Below are 16,037 nucleotides of genomic sequence, written 5' to 3' on the forward strand. Positions count from 1 at the left end.
TGCATGAAGCCCGTACGTTCACGAAAACTTTGGATGATACTGATACTGGTTGTGCTGCTCTCAGCAGTGGTTGGTCTGGTCCTTTATGCACTCCGTCAGAACATTAATCTTTTTTATACGCCCGAGCAGGTTGCACGCCATGAACTGCCGCTTAATCAAAAAGTACGCCTTGGCGGCATGGTGGTGAAGGGGTCTGTGGAACGTACGCCAGGCACGCTCATGGTGCGATTTACCCTGACAGATGGCGTTTATAAGGTGCGTGTGGCGTATGAGGGGATTCTCCCTGACCTGTTTCGCGAAGGACAGGGAATTGTAGCCCAGGGCATGCTCGAAGCCGATGGCCTTTTTAAAGCGACAGAAGTGCTTGCCAAGCACGATGCGAACTATATGCCGCCTGAGGTGCGCGCCTCGCTGAAAAAGAGGGGAAATGCATGATTGCTGAATTCGGTGTTTTAGCCATGCTTCTGGCACTTTTTTTTGCGCTGATGGGAATAATCGTACCTTTGATGGGAGAGCGTCTTCAGCATGACGGCATGTTACAAAGCAGTACGCGCTTCAGCTTTTTACAGGCAGGCAGTATCGCGCTCGCGCTGATGTTGCTTGCCGTTGCATTTTTACAGGACGATTTCAGCGTGCTGTATGTTGTGTCGCACTCGAGTAAAACACTGCCCTGGTTTTACAAGGCCTGTGCCGTTTGGGGCGGGCATGAAGGCTCGATGCTGCTCTGGGCCGGTATTCTCGCCTTCTGGATGCTGATGGTGGCTTTTAGCACAAAGTCGCTTCCATCCTCCATACGCCGGCGGGTGTTAATTGTTCTGAGTGCGCTGACCGCCGGTTTTTTACTTTTTTTGTTGCTGACTTCAAATCCGTTTGCGCGTGATTTTTCGATGGTTTCAAGCGCTGGGCGCGATCTTAATCCGTTGCTGCAGGATGTGGGCTTTTTGTTTCATCCCCCTATGCTGTATATGGGATATGTCGGATTTTCCGTTCCCTTTGCCTTTGCCATTGCGGCCCTCTGGGAGGGGGAAGTGCGAGCGGAGTGGTTTCGCTGGACACGTCCGTGGATACTGGCCTCATGGTGCTTTCTGACAGCGGGCATTACGCTTGGCAGCTGGTGGGCCTATCGTGAGCTTGGGTGGGGCGGCTGGTGGTTTTGGGATCCGGTGGAAAATGCCTCATTCATGCCGTGGCTTGTCGGAACCGCGCTGATGCATTCTGCCATGGTCAGTGAAAAGCGGGGAGAGTTTCGTGCATGGACCATGCTGCTCGCCATCGTTGCCTTCTGTCTGAGCCTTGTTGGAACATTTCTGGTGCGCTCAGGGGTACTCACCTCTGTACACGCGTTTGCAGGTGACCCGGCGCGCGGGATTTATATTCTGCTCTTTTTGACAGTGGTGGCCGGTGGCTCGCTGTTACTTTTTGCCCTTCGTGGACATCTTTTGAAGTCTACCGTTAACGCCAGTCCGCTGTCCCGCGAAAGTGCGTTGATGATTAACAATGTCATCATGAGTGCCTGCATGCTGACGGTGCTGATGGGCACGCTCTACCCGCTGCTCGTGGACGCTTTGAATCTTGGCAAACTCTCGGTGGGTGCTCCGTACTTTAATACGGTATTTGTGCCACTCATGATGCCGGCACTCCTTGCCATGGGGGTTGGAATTCATCTGCGCTGGGGCAGTGATACCAGAGCGCAGTTAATTAAACGGATTCGTTCTCCGTTACTGCTGACGCTACTTCTGACGCCGTTTCTGCTGACTTTTTCGGGGTTTAGTGATTACCCCTCGGCACTCCTCGGTGCCGGACTGGCGCTCTGGGTGATTTTTACCACCATAAAAGCACTCCTGATGCGTCGCCAGAGCCTTGGTAACTGGCGCATTGGCGCGGGCTTTACCGGCATGGCACTCGCGCATATGGGGGTTGCAGTATGTGCGCTTGGAATCACTGTTTCACAGACCTTTGGTCTTGAACGTGATGTGCGCATGAAGCCTGGTGACAGCGAAACTGTTGCTGGATTTACCGTACGCTTTATTGGCGAATCCGTATTAAAAGGCGCGAACTATCACGGCACGCGAGCCATATTCTCTGTTGAAAAGGGGAGGCATGCGCGTGTTATTTATCCTGAAAAACGCATTTATGATGTCGGTGAGACCCCGATGACCGATGCGGCAATTGATGTGACGCCGTTTCGAGATGTGTATATTGCACTGGGTGAGCCATTGCCGGATGACGCCTGGGCGGTTCGGCTGTATTGGAAGCCGCTGGTGCGCTGGATTTGGGGCGGAGGGTTTTTGATGCTTGCCGGAGGACTGGTGGCGTTGACCGACAGGAGGCTTTATACCCGGAGGGCTGTCGCATGAAGTCAAGACTGCTCTGGGCATTACCGCTCACGCTTTTTATCCTGCTTGGCGCTTTTTTCTGGAGGGGGTTATCGCTTAATCCCAAACATCTGCCCTCGGTACTCATTGACAGGCCGGCACCGGATTTTTCCCTGCCAGGCCTGCTTGAGACTGACAGCGCGCTTTCTCTGAACGAGTTACGAGGCGCGCCAGCGTTGCTTGTGGTTTGGGCAAGCTGGTGTGCCGCCTGTGCGGATGAGCAGCCGACACTGTTGCGTCTCGCGCAGGATGGCGTGCGTCTTTTTGGACTGAACTACAAAGACACCCGTGAGGACGCCACCCGTTTTCTGGCGCAATTTGGTAATCCCTTTCTGCGAACAGGGTTTGATGTCCGCGGCCGTGTTGCGCTTGAATTTGGTGTTTATGGTGCGCCTGAGATTTTTCTGACTGACCGAAATGGCATCATACGTTATCGCCATACAGGCAGCCTCAGCCCCGCTGTCTGGCAAAATGTACTTCAGCCAGTTTATGAGTCACTGCTAAAAGAGGGGGAAGCGTGAAACGACTTATCCTTTTGATGAGTGCCGTGCTGATGTTTTGTACGTTGAGTGCCACGGCTTCGCCCCGTTATGCCTTTGCGAACAGCACCGAGGAAGCGCGTTTTGTCTCACTGCTTCGCGACTTGCGCTGTCTGGTCTGTCAGAATCAGGATTTGGCCGATTCCAACTCCGCTTTTGCCGAAGATTTGCGCGAGGTTGTTTATGAACACCTGCAGGCCGGAGAGAGTGATGCACAGATAGTTGACTATCTTGTCGCGCGCTTTGGTGATTTTATTCGTTTCAAGCCCCCGTTTAATCCAGTTACCGCATTGCTCTGGACGGGACCCCTGCTGTTTTTAACCGCCGGGTTTTGGATGGTGATGCGCCATTTCAGGAGGCAACCAGACGATGCATCCTGCTGACTATTTGCGTTTTTTATGGTTATTGATACTCATTGTTCCCGGAGTCGCTCTGGCACTTTCGCCGCTTAAGCTTTCGCGCATGCGTGCATTTACCTCTGGCGCTATTATTACTCTGTTACTTTTTGGGGCTTATTATTACGTAGGCGGTGCACGTGATTTGCTGATTGATGCCAAAATGCGCGCAGAAAAAGCCAGCGTGGAAAAGTTGCTGGGACGCCTTGACGGGCGTGACGCTGTTATTCAAAAACTAAAAAATGTACTCGCGCAAAATCCCAACAGTGCGCGTGGCTGGTATCTGCTGGGACGCCTGTATGCCAGTGGAGGGGAGCATAAAAAAGCGGTTCGTGCGTTTAAAAAAGCGCAGCATCTCGCGCCTGATGACAATGGTATTTTACTTAATCTTGTGCACAGTGAATGGCAGCTTGCGGGTCAGCGACTCGATACATCCGGCAAGAATCGCTTAAGCGCGTTACTCCAACAAACGCCTGATGAACCTAATGCGTTATCGCTGCTTGCAATGGATGCGTTCCTGCGCCATGATTACGAAACGGCCATAGCGTATTGGGACCGTCTTTTACCCCAGTTGTTGCCGGATTCTGAGGAAGCGCTGCACATACGTGATGCGCGTGCAAAGGCACAAAAAGCACTGTCAATGAGCGTTTCAACGGAGGAAACCCATGAGCGACAAAGTGTATCAGGTGATTGAACTGGTCGGTACGTCACAACACGGCATTGAAGACGCCATCAATAATGCAGTCAGTCATGCCGCGAAGGCGCACGGTAAACTCGACTGGTACGAAGTCGTGCAGACCCGTGGTTTTATTGAGGGTGATAAAACGCGTTATTTTCAGGTGAATTTGAAAATTGGATGTCATACGCACTAGCACGCACATTTTCCTTTTTACTTGAAAAGAAACTGAAAGAACTCTCCTCGGTCGCGATGATGGCATTGTGGTGGCGATAAAGGTAAAAAGCGGCAACAAGGGCTGTTATCGCAAAACCCAGAATGGGAATGGCCGGGGGGCAGGTCACAACCAGAGAGAGAGAGGCTGCGGCCATCAGAGTCATGCCAACGAATGTAAGACTGCGAACAATAAGCTCTTCTCTCGCCTCTTTAAAAGCGTCGTTCAGCGCGTTTACCGTTTCCTCTTCAAACGCCAGCTCCTCGGGAAGCAGCGGCTCCGTTTCAAGGAGCTCAAGTGGCGTTCCAATGCAATCTGCGAGGCGCGCTCTCAGTGCTTCATCTGTCAGGGTACTGGCGTGCACCTTGCAGCGAATGCGAAGCGCGCGGTGTAAATCGGCAAGGCGTTGCTCAAGGGCTGCTAATTTTTCAGTATTTTCTGTGAGAATTTCCGCATAATCTGCATCTAATTCAAGGAGTACGTTCTCCTGTTGCAGCGTGTGCATACGCTCCATAACAAACGCGTACTCATCCAGTCGTTCTTCCATCCATCCCTCAATGCCACTTTCCTTTACTGCATAATGAAATTCAATGCCAGCAGTTATTACATCAATGCCGCACCCAATCACAAACGCGGGATTCCCCAGCAAAGCCGGCATGCCGGCAAGACCGAGAGCCGCCATGAGTGCGGGATTCAGAGAAAATACAAGAAGCTGAACGCCTGCAAAGATATTCAGCGCCCCCTGAATGCGCAACTGCCACTTTCGGTGATGCTCTTCATTACACAAATCCTCAAGTCCTGCGGCAATAAAGCAGGCGGCATCAAGGTAGTTCCAGAGTGATGGCAGTACAATATCTGTGGCTTTGGCCGACAATTTCAAAGCCGGACTTAATCCATCAATCAGGGTAAAGGCATAATAACCAACCTCAGACGTCTGGACACCCTCAACAGGTTCTGTCAGAAAATGCACGTGCTGCAGTGCCGACTGTGCAAGAGACAGGCACTTTTTACGTATGACAAGGCGCGTTAACTCAGCATTAGTCGTCATGGCACGGCATATTTCAATCTGTAAAAAAAACGAAGTGTATTTTACCGTTATTAAATCGCTTTGTATAGAAAATATGCAGATAATTTAGCCATAAGGTAAGGAGGGGCTGCATTTTAAACGATGTTATTGTATATGTACTTCTATTTTAGGTTCGTGTGCGTTCGAAGCGGCCCCAGATAGCGGTTATTACCAAGTAGAGTCGTTGCCGTTACCAGCGTGATGCAGGCCATGAACATCAGATAATACGCGGGCATGACAAGGCCTTGCTTTTCTATCAGCAGTGTTACGACAAGCGGTGTACTGCCTCCAAATACCGCATTTCCAAGATTGAAAAAGAATGCTATGCCGCTATAGCGCACGTTCTCAGGACAGTTTTCAACGATCGCTGTCAGGCTGTTTCCTTGATCCAGTGAGCTTAGGACAGTAGCGATTGCCAAAGACAGCAGTACGAATGACACCGTCTTGAGCTGCAGTAAATAAAAGCAGGGTAAAACCAGCAGGACAGTTGCCGCCGAGGTTAATATCAGCATTTTTTTTCGGGTAAAATAATCACCGCATATTCCCGCCAAAGGTACTGTAAACAGCATGGCAATCAACATCAGGCTTTCAATACTTAACGCGCTCATGGATGAAAAGCCCAGGTAGCGCTCAAGGTATGCAGGCATATACCCAAAAAAAACGTAATAAAATGTCGCTCCCATGCAGGTGAGGCCTAAGATTTTCAGTAATTGACGCGGTGCGAATTTTAAAGCGGCAATGAGCGGAACAGACTCAATGCGATGATTTTTTTCAAGTGCTGCATAGACGGGCGTTTCCGCAAGTTTAAAACGATAATAAATGATTAATGAGCCTGGCAATCCTATTATCAAAAATGGCACACGCCATGCCCAGTCTTCAATAACTTCTTTCGTGAAATAAAAGTAAAGCAACATTAGCGTTGCAGTAGCTGATAAGAATCCGAGATTTGCGCCAATTGCTGCAAAACTTGTAGTTACGCCGCGTTTGTTCTGAGGCGCTGATTCCGCAAGATAAATCATTATTCCACTGTATTCACCACCTATAGATATCCCCTGAATTAAACGAAGCAGGATAAAGAGTATTGTTGCAATGACACCCGCGTCTTCATACGAGGGAATAATACCCACCAAAAAAGTGGTAATGGTGATAATCAAGACAGAAATTCTTAATGTTTTCGCACGGCCTCGTGTGTCGCCAAAATAGCCAAAAATAATTCCGCCAAACGGTCGGCAAAGAAAACCGGCAGCAAACACAATTAACGCTTCAATGGTTGCGTTGCCAGAGGATGCATGTGGAAAAAATTTTGCACCGATTATTGGTGCCATAAAGATGAAAAGTCCAAAATCAAACCATTCTATCGCATTACCCATACTCGAGAGGAGTATTTCTTTTTTAATCAATTAAAACCCCTTCATCAGGATTATTGCCTGCCTGTATGATAACAAGATCAATGGCAGGCTGCAGGCGCAGGTATTTGAGAATAGTGAAGAATACGTGCCTGCATGCTATTTTCAGGCGTAGCCATGTTTCCTGCGAATGCGCTCTAAAAAATATTGCATGACTTCTTTGTAAAGTGCATCGCCCAGAAGCTCATCTTCCACACCGTAATCAATGCTTGGATTATCGTTGATTTCTATGACGTGGCACTGTCCGTTATGCTGCTTGATATCTATTCCATAAAAACCATCACCAATCAGTTTAGAGCTTTTGACAGCGGCGCGCATCACATCATGAGGGACATCTGCAAGTGCAATGGCCTCGCTGTTGCCGCCAGCTCCGCCATCCACTGCCCAGTTGTAGATTTGCCAGTGGTTTTGGGCCATAAAATACCGGCAGGCAAAGAGCGGCTTGTTATCAAGCACTCCAATACGCCAGTCATATTCTGTAGGAATGAAGGGCTGAACGAGGACTAAATCGGAGGTTTTAAAAAACTGATTCAGCGCTTTTTGCAAGGCTTTGGTATCTTCAATTTTAACAACACCACGCGAGAATGCACTATCGGGCTTTTTGAGCACACAGGGGAAGGAAAGTGCAGGCAGTTCCTTGTCAAATTTACTGATAAAGCGCGTTTCGGGTGTTTTTATCTGGTGACTTTTCAAAAGTTCAGCAAGATAGACTTTATTTCCGCATTTAATAATAGACTGCGGGTCATCGACCACCACAAGATTTTCACGCGCTGCGGTTCGCGCCATGCGGTAGGTAAAGTGATTAACCGAGGTTGTGGCTCGAATAAAGAGCGCATCGTATTCGGCAATCGACTTAAAATCATTTTTTTCAATAAAATCAACGTTTAATCCAAGCGATTCTCCGGCATCTGCAAAACGCTCCAGTGCTTTGGCATTAGAAGGCGCATCGGCCTCACCCGGTTCGATGAGAATGGCCAAATCGTGAAAGCGTTGTTTTTTACGCTGGAGATAAAAGCGTTTGCGGGAGAGCCATGCTAAAGCCGCTTCCTGTAGAAAGTCACGATGGTGTTCTGGTACGTCATCAATGGAAAGAATCTGCCATTGGGTTATCTGCCAGCGTTTACGCTTTTCCATCGTAAAGCGCATCAGGGGAGCCGGGAAGAGGCCATGCAGCTTCTTAGCCAGATTGGCATGGCATTTTGCCATGTTCTGGCCAAAATATACACTTAAAACAAAGGTGTCTGTGCGCAGGTCATTAAGGCTGTTTTGAATCTCTTCATCAATATCCTGGGAAATAACCCGCGAGAGGCTGGTGCTTAAAATATCCTGTATGGTATCAACTGTCGGCACTGCCTTGTGGTCGCGAGCCTCGGCAAGCAGGGAGACGTAATAGCCTACGGACTGATGGCTGCAGGATTTACAGAGGTTAACCACGCGAAAGGCGGCTGTTTCTGAAAACGTGTTACCGGTCAAATAATCAGAAGCATGGGCGATGGTAATATCAGTTCCCAGAAACTCCCAGCTTTCGGGGGAGTCCGTAACAATGATGGTTTGCATACGAGCCTTCTTGTTGGCCAGATACATTTATTACGGTAGAACGAGGCACTCTGTTTGTCAAACCATGTTTTTTTATAAAAGCCGTATATTCGTCCATGAATCTTTAACATGAAATGCTCAGCGAAGAAGCCTCATATCGAGACGCTTTCAGAGGGCATATGTTTATGCAGGTCAAAAATGATAGACAATCGCTTTGTAGTCAATGTGTAAATACGGTAAAATTATTTTTTTTCTGCATTATGAACCTCATGGCAAGTATAAAAAACCCTGAAGAAATCGAGCGCATGCGCACCGCCGGCCAGTTGACTGCACGTGTACTGGAGGCGCTTGACGACATTATTCGTCCCGGTATTACCACCCTTGAGATTGATACCTTTTGCGAGCGCTACATTCGCGAAACTCTGAACGCTATTCCAGGAAGCAAGGGGCAGTATGGTTATCCCTATTCGGTTAACACCTCGGTTAATCATGTCATTTGTCACGGGATGCCTTCGGCGAAACAAATCCTGAAGAGCGGGGATATCGTGAATGTCGATATTACTGTTATTCACGAGGGCTTTTACGGTGACAGCAGTCGAATGTTTTGTATCGGTACCCCCTCAGCACATGCCAGACGCCTTGTGGATGTTACACAGGAATGCCTCTATCGCGGTATTCTCGCGGTGAAGCCAGGCGCCACGCTTGGGGATATTGGGCATGCCATTCAGTCATTTGCTGAAAAAAACAACTATTCGGTAGTTCGTGAATACTGTGGCCATGGCATTGGAAATACCATGCACCAGGAGCCGCAGATACTGCATTATGGCAAGCCGGGCGTTGGCAGTACATTGCACGAAGGAATGACCTTCACCATCGAACCCATGATAAACCAGGGGCGTGCTGAAGTGCGCCATATCCGCAAGGATAACTGGGATATTGCCGTAACCCGCGACAGAATGCTCTCTGCGCAATGGGAGCATACCATTCTCGTTACGGCCAGTGGCTTTGAAGTGCTGACCCTGCGTAAAGAAGAAGCTGGAGCACTTGAGGCGCTTGCAGAGCGATTGAAGGCTACAGGCGGCGTATAGGGCACGTCTCTTGCATGCCTTAAGGCAGGGATAAATGCCAAGAGGTGCTCATGAGAACGGTGGCCCGCGTTAAATGCATTGATAATCACATACATTATCAGCGTATTCTTGCGCTGTTGCTCTGTGTTTTCATGATGGTTTTTGCGCGACATGCCTTCGCAGAGACACGAGAAATTGCCATTACCATCGATGATTTGCCGTTTGTCGGCAGCACTAATGGCGATGCTAAAAAATTGCAGCGCGAGCATGACCGCTTCATGGCAATGCTGCAATCGCTCACAGACAGGAATGTGCCGGCAACGGGATTTATTATTGCCAACAGCATTGAAAAAGGGCAGTGGGAGCTGCTGGAGGCGTTTCGCAATGCCGGGATGACCCTTGGCAATCATACCTGGTCACACAAGAGCCTTGGCACCATGGCCGCTGACAAATACATTGCGGATGTTTCTAAAGCTGACAGCGTTTTGACCCCCATCATGACAACGCCCAAGTATTTTCGCTACCCATATCTTGCGGAAGGCCGAGGTGAAAAGCGAGAGTCTGTGCATGCGTGGCTGTCGGAGCATGATTACACGATTGCGCCGGTGACGGTGGACAGTAAGGATTTTATCTTTAACAATCAACTCTACGCCATCGCGTATCGCGCGCGAGAGCGCAATCTTCCAGCGCTAAAAAAGCGCTATCTTGCCTACATCTGGCGTCAGACAGAACGCGCAGAAGCGCATGCTTTTAAACGACATCCAGGCGTGAGCCGACAAATTTTATTGATTCATGCCAATTTGCTGAACAGCCACGCACTGGGTGATATTATCGACATGTATCAGTCTCACGGTTATAAGGTGGTGAGCCTTGATGAGATAATGGCGGGTGAGCATCCCGCCACAGAAAAAAAGGTGAACCCCATTGATGGTATTCGCGATGGCGTAATGGAGAAACTGATTTAAAGGTGGAGGCCGGCATTAAGCCGCTCTGCGAGAGACTCCATGTCTGCCAGTGTAAAGGGCTTTTTGAGAAGTTGTGCCATGCCCGATGCTCTGGCACTTGCCTCACTGTCAGGTGTCAAATGCGCGGTTATGCCGAATACGGGGATTTGCCAGTTCGCACGAATTAATGTGCAAAACTCATAACCGCTAATCCCCGGAAGGCCGATATCAGTGAGTACACCGTCAAAGCGACTGGATTGCAGGTGTCCGAGGCCGTCTTCCGCACTCATGGCGGAAACGTGCGTGCAGCCAGAACGCCTGACCGTGGATTCAATCATCCTGAGTGCAATAGCGTTGTCTTCCACAATCAGCAGGTGCAATATCCTTGGAATGGTAGTCATTAACAAACGTTTGGTCGGGATTGCTGTCAGCGGCTCAGTTTAACTTATTTTTCAGATAGCGCAACAGGCATTCTGGAAATTGTCCGTGCAATATCAACTGATAAACGATTCAGGTTGGCATTTAGAGCACTGACCAGCGCATTGATGTCATCAGGAGGCGCACCTGCAACATATTCCACAGCCCGCTTGCTAAAAAGTGTATCCCCTGAATAGACCACATACTGCGCGCGCAGGCGGCTTTTACCGGAAACGGCCAGTTCAATATTGGAAATATTAACTTCAAGGTGCGCGTCAGGATGGAAGGGAGGAAGCCACGGAGCGGTTTGGATAATAATGCCGGGCAAAAGGGTGCTGATATTGGTAATGAGCACGCTTTGCACATTTTTATCAAGCGATTCCGCCCAACGATGATATTCTTCGACGCTTACGGAATGGGCTCCTCTTTTTAACACCATTTGTGCCCTGTCAGAATATGCGGGTGTAGTAAGGGAATCAAAAGCCAGACGCAGAGGATAACGCTTGATGGGGCGGGTATCCGTTGGCAGGGGATTTAGCAGGTAAAAACTGCTTTCCGGACTGCGTGAGCAGGCCGAGAGGAGGATGGTGAGAAGAAAAAACGATAAAATACCTGTTTTTTTCATCGCTTGCCCCTGATTAATGCTTCTGGATTGCGCGACAGATAATCTGTCAATGTCTGGGTGGAATAGGCGGCCGATGAAATTCGGTCCAGGCTTTGCGTAAACGTTCTAATAACCGCGGGAAGGGATGCCTGCATGTCGGTGCTGAGCGCGCTTAAGCTGTCTGCCATCAGGCGCGCAGCATTGATGGTGTCACGTACCTCAGCGGAGGAAACCAGTTTCTGAATGGCTTCAAGGGTTTCTTTAGCAGCTGTAAGCGCTTCATCCAGCGTGGTGTATTTTTCTGTTGTGTTACGGGTTGGGAATACCGGATAGCCGTAATAGTAGGTTTTTTCGTACTTGGGACGCGGCGGTGGATTTTTGACGAGCTCGATATCTGCAAGCCCAGACAGGAAATTAGGCTTGGATAAATCGGCGACAAAACCGCTGCGGATAAGGAGTTGAATCGGGTCTTGCGAAAATCCCAGTTTTTTCTTCACAAAAAATCGTACATATACTGGAATTTCCACCTTGTGCCGCTCAATGTTTTCAGTGATTTCAATGGCGCTGACTTCGCCAATTTTTACACCACGGTATTTGACCGGAGCTGTTGCCTCAAGTCCTCTCAAAGAGCCTTTAAAAAGTAGTACAAAGGTTTGTTCACGCGCTTGAAGGGCAATATGATAAAAGAGGGCGGAGCCTACCAGCAAAAGCGTAAGCGCTCCCGCGACAAAAAGCCCTGTAGTAGTATGGTAGCGTTCCCTGCGCATGGGTGTTTAGACGACCATAAATTTTATGAGTGCAGCCATTACTATCATCCAGAACGCAGAGCGAGTCAATATACGGGATACCACGCGCCGCTGCTGCGTGCGATAGATAGATACGTAATAGTAGTAGTAGCAGGCTCCAAACGCCGCGATTGCGCCAAAAAAGAGTGTTTTAGCCAGTGAAATTAAGTATTCCGCCAGCGAAAAAGAATTATCAAGATGCGCAAGATACTCATCGAAATTCGTTCCCTGCAAATAATGAAACGAATAGTAAAGACTGGTGAACGAAATCGCAAATAAATAGATATAGAGTAACAGAGCCGTCAGCATCACGCCAAAGAGGGTGGGTAGAACATATTCGGTCATGACATCATCAGGCGTTCTTTGCTGGCGCATGATACGAGCGGTTTCATCAATCGCATTCAGCGCGGTCTGTACGGAGAGCACAAGGCCAATAAAAATTGGCAGCATGTCATTAATCAGCATTGCCTGAGCGTACGCCATCGCCTGGCGCTGAAGGTTGTAGCGTGCCAGAAGGGAACGGGCACTGATAGATGCCGACATGCCGGCAAGCAGGCTGATAATAGACAGCGGCATAATAATTTTTGCGCCGGAGTGATAAATTATTTTTTGGATGGCCATCAGAGAGACAGTGATGCGCAGTAATAAAAAATCGCGAAATGCAGAACCAAGGTGCCCAAGAAATCCAAAAAAAAGCACCAGAGAGCGAATCAGCTGCTGCGACAGTAAACCAATTCTAAAAAAAAATCGCATGCAGACCTCATCCGTGTGTCGCTTCATTATCTATGGTAGAGCTTGCCATATTCTGAAACCGATGGACAAGCCTTAAAACAATAGCACCCTCCATGATTGAATAAAATAAATACATAAAATATAATGCAAAGCCATTTAAGTCCGTATGACCGGTGTATTGGAGCAAAGCATGCTGGAAAAAGTTGAAAAATCTCATGATGTTATTTACCCCCTGCATGAAGCTGCAAAGGCAAATGATTACTTTACCGTCATGCGGTTACTTAGGGAAGGCGCAAACCCCTTATTCGCTGATTCACATGGAAAGACCGGGTCACAACTGGCCAGTGACCGCCTCGTGGTTAATGCACTGCAAGAAGCGGAAAACGTCGCCCGTGCTCAAGTATATGTACTGGAACTTCCTAAAGAAATTCCGCTTTGTGAGCTACGCCCACACATGTATCCGTCAGTTAATTACGGTTTTCAGGAGGAAGTCTGGATACGCGTGAAGCTTTCTGAAAATCTCGCACTTAGAAGTGATATACATGATGTTATCGATTATCCGGTTCCATCCTTTTTTCTGAAAAAGCTGCTCGAGGTCGCTCGTGAACAAAATGTAAATTTAGACAGTAGACTCATGCGTAGATTACTGGATGTTAATGTGCGCAGTTATGACGTTGAAAATGTAGAAGCGCTGCTTAATCATGGCGCTACGTACTCGCAGGAAACGCTTGATGAAATTCATTCAACGTTTATAAATCCAGATACCAGCTTAACGCCAGAAGCGCTGCAGGCGAGCGTATCCATTTTTCAGTTATTACTGGCACGCACGGGAAATATGGAGCACGACAACCTGCCACAGGCTGTCGGCACCTACCGATGGACGCGTTTCCGACCCTTTAAGTTCCAAAATCCCAATCAGTGGGAAGATCTGTTGCGTGGATATGATGACATGCCTGAGTGGGCGGTTTTTGCGCCGCTGACGAATATGTTCAGCAGAATTCCGAAAACGCCTCGAATGCCGTGCCTGCCTCTGGCTACCGAGCTGAAAGCGCATGTTCGGCTGGAGGATATCCCTGACTCTAAACGCGTGAGCAAAGGCTTTTTAACAGGCGCATTCAGACAGACCACTGACAGGCCCTTGGAATTAATGGCCGTGCTAATGGCCATGATGGTTAACAACTCACCAGTAATGCGCCATTTTTTACAAGGCTTGACTGATCAAGCACTGCATACACATGCTGACTATATGCACGCTGCGTATAGTTTCTTTATGTTATGGAAGGATTTTATTATTTTAGCGAAGACAAAAGAAACATATACTGCGAAACATCATCAATACTGTGAGTCACTTAATCAGCAGGGTATACAAAAGGGCTTACCGAAACGTGATGCGCTGAATATGGTTTTTAGTACAGATGAAATACGATGCATGGAAGAAGAGTCAGTTGTATTCAGCAGGTTAACGCGAAATCACACGGCCATCCTTGCAAAATCTGCACTAAGAGAGGCAGAAGTATGGTTTGATTGTTATTTACAGGCTTTTGTGAAAACGCTGCAGGAAAATGGTATCGAACATGCCGCTCATCTGACAAGCCAAAAAAAGTGGATTAACGTTGAGGGCATACCGTCACTTGCACTTCTTTGCGAGCGAAACATTCAACAGCATTCGAATACACAAGGCTTTTTTTCGCGTTCCGAGCCCCCCCGGATGCAGGCGTCAAGCTCCTCTGAAGTCGAAAGACCCTTAAGGAATGATGCAGGATGTTCCTATGAATCTTGAAGCAGTTAACACACTACCCGGTGGAGGTTCCATGCGTGCTTTGGTTGTTGGATTTTTGGTTACACTTTTTAGTTTTACGGCACTTGCGGCTGATAATCGCGAAGCAAATATGGCGCAGGATGTGCTGCGAGAGGTAAATGCCTGGCGTGCGGCGCACCATCTTCAATTGCTCGTCATGGATGAGAGCATGTCGAGGGAAGCGCTTGCTCACAGCCGAGAAATGGCCAACCACAAGGTTCCTTTTGGACATACTGGCTTTGGTCAGCGTATTGCGCGCATCTACAAAACTGCAAAAATGCCGATGGGCGGCTCAGAAAATGTTGCATACAATTATAAGGATGCAAGGGATGTTGTGCGCAATTGGTTGACAAGTCCCGGGCATCGTCGCAACATCGCCGGAAACTTCAATAAAACGGGCGTGGGTATTGTGCGTGACAGCCGTGGAAAACTCTATTTTACGCAGATTTTCTTGCGCGATGCGCCGGTAAAAAGGAGGCATTTTGGCTGAAGGGATACGTATTTTTTTAGGGATAAATACCTGTATTACGCCTATTGAAGCGCTGTTAAAGAGACTTGGCCTTTGTGTGCCCTCTAACTTAATGCGTCTCACGGATGCTAAAAACCTGCATGTGACCCTGCAGTTTATCGCGGCTTTTCCATCAGAAAAGTTATGCGAGCTTATCAAAGAGGTTGAAATGCTGGCAGCGAAAACGGCAGTTTTCTCGCTGCCGCTTCAAGGTCCTGCCCCGTTTCCCTCAGCGCGCGAACCCACCCATCTCGTCCTCCCGGTAGCCTCGAGCGAGCTCTCAGCACTGGTGTCAGCATTGGCATTAATGCTTGAGGCTTTGGGCATCGCGCCAGAGTTGAGACCCTTTCAGGGGCATATCACGCTTGGAAAGATTCACGACTGGACGCGGCTGCAGCCGTTTTTAGACCCGTTTAAAGCACCAATGATTGACACGCGTATCATGGTGCGGGAGATAATGCTTTATCAGAGCACGTCTCTGGAAGGAAAATCAGCGTATACGGTCCTTAAGCGATTCGCGCTGCAGGGATGAAGTGAACTTTTTCAGGATGAGAATCATGATCAATCAATACCAGGTAATTGCCGTAACCGCAGGCCTCTTAACCCTTTTTTATGTGTTTTTGACGGGATTTGTTATTGCGCGTCGAAAAGCCGCACGTATCCCTTTCAAAGATGGCGGTGATATCGTTTTACTGAGCCGTATTCGTGCGCACGCGAATTTTGCAGAATATGTTCCGCTCTTTCTGGTGCTGATGCTGATGGCGGCGTCACAGGGGTTGTCGATGACGGCAACAATTGTGCTTTGCGTGGGCTTTTCACTCGGCCGTTTTCTTCATGCCTTTGGCGTAATACGTGAGCACCTCAGTCAGTACCGCCACCGCGGTGGGCGAACGGTTGGCATGCTGCTCACGCTGCTGTCACTGATTTTTCTGGCAATGTATCTGCTGTTTTTTTCGAGCCTTGGGTTAGCGTAAA

At 48.6% G+C, this 16,037-nt stretch carries 19 protein-coding genes; 12 read left to right on the forward strand and 7 right to left on the reverse strand.

Going from position 1 to position 16,037, the window contains the following annotated elements:
• Positions 1-3: 3 nt before the first annotated feature.
• From ccmE to E4T54_RS00435, 6 genes are read left to right on the forward strand one after another with little or no spacing between them, the layout of a single operon-like run.
• A complete protein-coding gene (gene ccmE, locus E4T54_RS00410) occupies positions 4-435 on the forward strand; it encodes a cytochrome c maturation protein CcmE (RefSeq protein ID WP_028387209.1) in 432 nt (143 codons plus the stop codon).
• Positions 432-2,357 (forward strand): heme lyase CcmF/NrfE family subunit, encoded by a 1,926-nt coding sequence (locus E4T54_RS00415; protein WP_028387210.1) that lies wholly within the window; start codon positions 432-434, stop codon positions 2,355-2,357. Before ccmE ends, E4T54_RS00415 begins: the two co-directional genes overlap by 4 nt.
• Positions 2,354-2,896, forward strand: a complete 543-nt coding sequence (locus E4T54_RS00420) for a DsbE family thiol:disulfide interchange protein (protein WP_028387211.1) — start codon at positions 2,354-2,356, stop codon at positions 2,894-2,896. The genes E4T54_RS00415 and E4T54_RS00420 overlap by 4 nt, the downstream gene beginning before the upstream one ends.
• A complete protein-coding gene (locus tag E4T54_RS00425) occupies positions 2,893-3,297 on the forward strand; it encodes a cytochrome c-type biogenesis protein (protein ID WP_028387212.1) in 405 nt (134 codons plus the stop codon). Before E4T54_RS00420 ends, E4T54_RS00425 begins: the two co-directional genes overlap by 4 nt.
• Entirely contained in the window at positions 3,284-4,003 is a 720-nt protein-coding gene (locus E4T54_RS00430) for a tetratricopeptide repeat protein (protein ID WP_051551034.1), read from the forward strand. Before E4T54_RS00425 ends, E4T54_RS00430 begins: the two co-directional genes overlap by 14 nt.
• The gene (locus tag E4T54_RS00435) at positions 3,975-4,181 is read left to right on the forward strand and encodes a dodecin (protein WP_081776811.1); all 207 of its coding nucleotides are present in this window, start codon (positions 3,975-3,977) and stop codon (positions 4,179-4,181) included. The genes E4T54_RS00430 and E4T54_RS00435 overlap by 29 nt, the downstream gene beginning before the upstream one ends.
• Here the strand turns inward: E4T54_RS00435 and E4T54_RS00440 are convergent.
• The 3 genes from E4T54_RS00440 to E4T54_RS00450 form a co-directional block, all read right to left on the reverse strand.
• Positions 4,117-5,247 (reverse strand): hypothetical protein, encoded by a 1,131-nt coding sequence (locus tag E4T54_RS00440; protein WP_028387213.1) that lies wholly within the window; start codon positions 5,245-5,247, stop codon positions 4,117-4,119. The genes E4T54_RS00435 and E4T54_RS00440 overlap by 65 nt on opposite strands.
• A 140-nt stretch (positions 5,248-5,387) precedes the next feature.
• On the reverse strand, positions 5,388-6,665 hold the full coding sequence (locus tag E4T54_RS00445) for an MFS transporter (protein WP_028387214.1): 1,278 nt from the start codon (positions 6,663-6,665) through the stop codon (positions 5,388-5,390).
• Positions 6,666-6,776: 111 nt separating this feature from the next.
• Positions 6,777-8,228, reverse strand: a complete 1,452-nt coding sequence (locus E4T54_RS00450) for a RimK family protein (RefSeq protein WP_028387215.1) — start codon at positions 8,226-8,228, stop codon at positions 6,777-6,779.
• A 248-nt stretch (positions 8,229-8,476) separates the two neighbouring features.
• Between E4T54_RS00450 and map the strand changes: the two genes are divergently transcribed.
• Entirely contained in the window at positions 8,477-9,295 is an 819-nt protein-coding gene (map, locus tag E4T54_RS00455; RefSeq protein ID WP_425324513.1) for a type I methionyl aminopeptidase, read from the forward strand.
• Positions 9,296-9,345: 50 nt separating this feature from the next.
• Entirely contained in the window at positions 9,346-10,239 is an 894-nt protein-coding gene (locus E4T54_RS00460) for a polysaccharide deacetylase family protein (protein WP_051551035.1), read from the forward strand.
• Here E4T54_RS00460 and E4T54_RS00465 read toward each other — a convergent pair.
• The 4 genes from E4T54_RS00465 to E4T54_RS00480 are packed head-to-tail and all read right to left on the reverse strand — an operon-like array spanning position 10,236 to position 12,777.
• Positions 10,236-10,619, reverse strand: a complete 384-nt coding sequence (locus E4T54_RS00465; protein ID WP_035903660.1) for a response regulator — start codon at positions 10,617-10,619, stop codon at positions 10,236-10,238. The two genes, E4T54_RS00460 and E4T54_RS00465, sit on opposite strands and share 4 nt — an antisense overlap.
• A gap of 44 nt (positions 10,620-10,663) precedes the next feature.
• Complete coding sequence (locus E4T54_RS00470) at positions 10,664-11,260, reverse strand: PqiC family protein (RefSeq protein WP_051551036.1); 597 nt, start codon at positions 11,258-11,260, stop codon at positions 10,664-10,666.
• On the reverse strand, positions 11,257-12,006 hold the full coding sequence (locus tag E4T54_RS00475; RefSeq protein WP_051551037.1) for an MlaD family protein: 750 nt from the start codon (positions 12,004-12,006) through the stop codon (positions 11,257-11,259). Before E4T54_RS00475 ends, E4T54_RS00470 begins: the two co-directional genes overlap by 4 nt.
• Positions 12,007-12,012: 6 nt before the next feature.
• On the reverse strand, positions 12,013-12,777 hold the full coding sequence (locus E4T54_RS00480) for an ABC transporter permease (protein WP_051551038.1): 765 nt from the start codon (positions 12,775-12,777) through the stop codon (positions 12,013-12,015).
• Between the two features lie 169 nt (positions 12,778-12,946).
• Here E4T54_RS00480 and E4T54_RS00485 point away from each other — a divergent pair, with 169 nt between their 5' ends.
• Genes E4T54_RS00485 through E4T54_RS00500 form a run of 4 tightly spaced genes read left to right on the forward strand, consistent with a single transcriptional unit; the run spans position 12,947 to position 16,036 of the window.
• Positions 12,947-14,536: an ankyrin repeat domain-containing protein gene (locus E4T54_RS00485; RefSeq protein WP_131793724.1), complete on the forward strand. Its 1,590-nt coding sequence runs from the start codon at positions 12,947-12,949 to the stop codon at positions 14,534-14,536.
• Entirely contained in the window at positions 14,526-15,044 is a 519-nt protein-coding gene (locus tag E4T54_RS00490; RefSeq protein ID WP_238582765.1) for a CAP domain-containing protein, read from the forward strand. Before E4T54_RS00485 ends, E4T54_RS00490 begins: the two co-directional genes overlap by 11 nt.
• Positions 15,037-15,594, forward strand: coding sequence for an RNA 2',3'-cyclic phosphodiesterase (gene thpR / locus E4T54_RS00495; protein WP_051551039.1), 558 nt, complete (start codon positions 15,037-15,039; stop codon positions 15,592-15,594). Before E4T54_RS00490 ends, thpR begins: the two co-directional genes overlap by 8 nt.
• Positions 15,595-15,619: 25 nt before the next feature.
• Positions 15,620-16,036: an MAPEG family protein gene (locus tag E4T54_RS00500; RefSeq protein ID WP_051551040.1), complete on the forward strand. Its 417-nt coding sequence runs from the start codon at positions 15,620-15,622 to the stop codon at positions 16,034-16,036.
• Position 16,037: the final 1 nt, after the last annotated feature.

This window comes from Legionella geestiana (assembly GCF_004571195.1).
In the GTDB taxonomy this organism is placed as follows: domain Bacteria; phylum Pseudomonadota; class Gammaproteobacteria; order Legionellales; family Legionellaceae; genus Legionella_B; species Legionella_B geestiana.

Coding starts and splice junctions, on each gene's coding strand:
- E4T54_RS00475 (WP_051551037.1), bottom strand. CDS start 12,006: ATGCGCAGGGAACGCTACCATACTACTACAGGGCTTTTTGTCGCGGGA.
- E4T54_RS00430 (WP_051551034.1), top strand. CDS start 3,284: ATGCATCCTGCTGACTATTTGCGTTTTTTATGGTTATTGATACTCATT.
- E4T54_RS00440 (WP_028387213.1), bottom strand. CDS start 5,247: ATGACGACTAATGCTGAGTTAACGCGCCTTGTCATACGTAAAAAGTGC.
- E4T54_RS00470 (WP_051551036.1), bottom strand. CDS start 11,260: ATGAAAAAAACAGGTATTTTATCGTTTTTTCTTCTCACCATCCTCCTC.
- E4T54_RS00450 (WP_028387215.1), bottom strand. CDS start 8,228: ATGCAAACCATCATTGTTACGGACTCCCCCGAAAGCTGGGAGTTTCTG.
- E4T54_RS00500 (WP_051551040.1), top strand. CDS start 15,620: ATGATCAATCAATACCAGGTAATTGCCGTAACCGCAGGCCTCTTAACC.
- E4T54_RS00465 (WP_035903660.1), bottom strand. CDS start 10,619: ATGACTACCATTCCAAGGATATTGCACCTGCTGATTGTGGAAGACAAC.
- E4T54_RS00490 (WP_238582765.1), top strand. CDS start 14,526: ATGAATCTTGAAGCAGTTAACACACTACCCGGTGGAGGTTCCATGCGT.
- E4T54_RS00480 (WP_051551038.1), bottom strand. CDS start 12,777: ATGCGATTTTTTTTTAGAATTGGTTTACTGTCGCAGCAGCTGATTCGC.
- E4T54_RS00435 (WP_081776811.1), top strand. CDS start 3,975: ATGAGCGACAAAGTGTATCAGGTGATTGAACTGGTCGGTACGTCACAA.
- map (WP_425324513.1), top strand. CDS start 8,477: ATGGCAAGTATAAAAAACCCTGAAGAAATCGAGCGCATGCGCACCGCC.
- ccmE (WP_028387209.1), top strand. CDS start 4: ATGAAGCCCGTACGTTCACGAAAACTTTGGATGATACTGATACTGGTT.
- E4T54_RS00420 (WP_028387211.1), top strand. CDS start 2,354: ATGAAGTCAAGACTGCTCTGGGCATTACCGCTCACGCTTTTTATCCTG.
- E4T54_RS00460 (WP_051551035.1), top strand. CDS start 9,346: ATGAGAACGGTGGCCCGCGTTAAATGCATTGATAATCACATACATTAT.
- E4T54_RS00485 (WP_131793724.1), top strand. CDS start 12,947: ATGCTGGAAAAAGTTGAAAAATCTCATGATGTTATTTACCCCCTGCAT.
- E4T54_RS00415 (WP_028387210.1), top strand. CDS start 432: ATGATTGCTGAATTCGGTGTTTTAGCCATGCTTCTGGCACTTTTTTTT.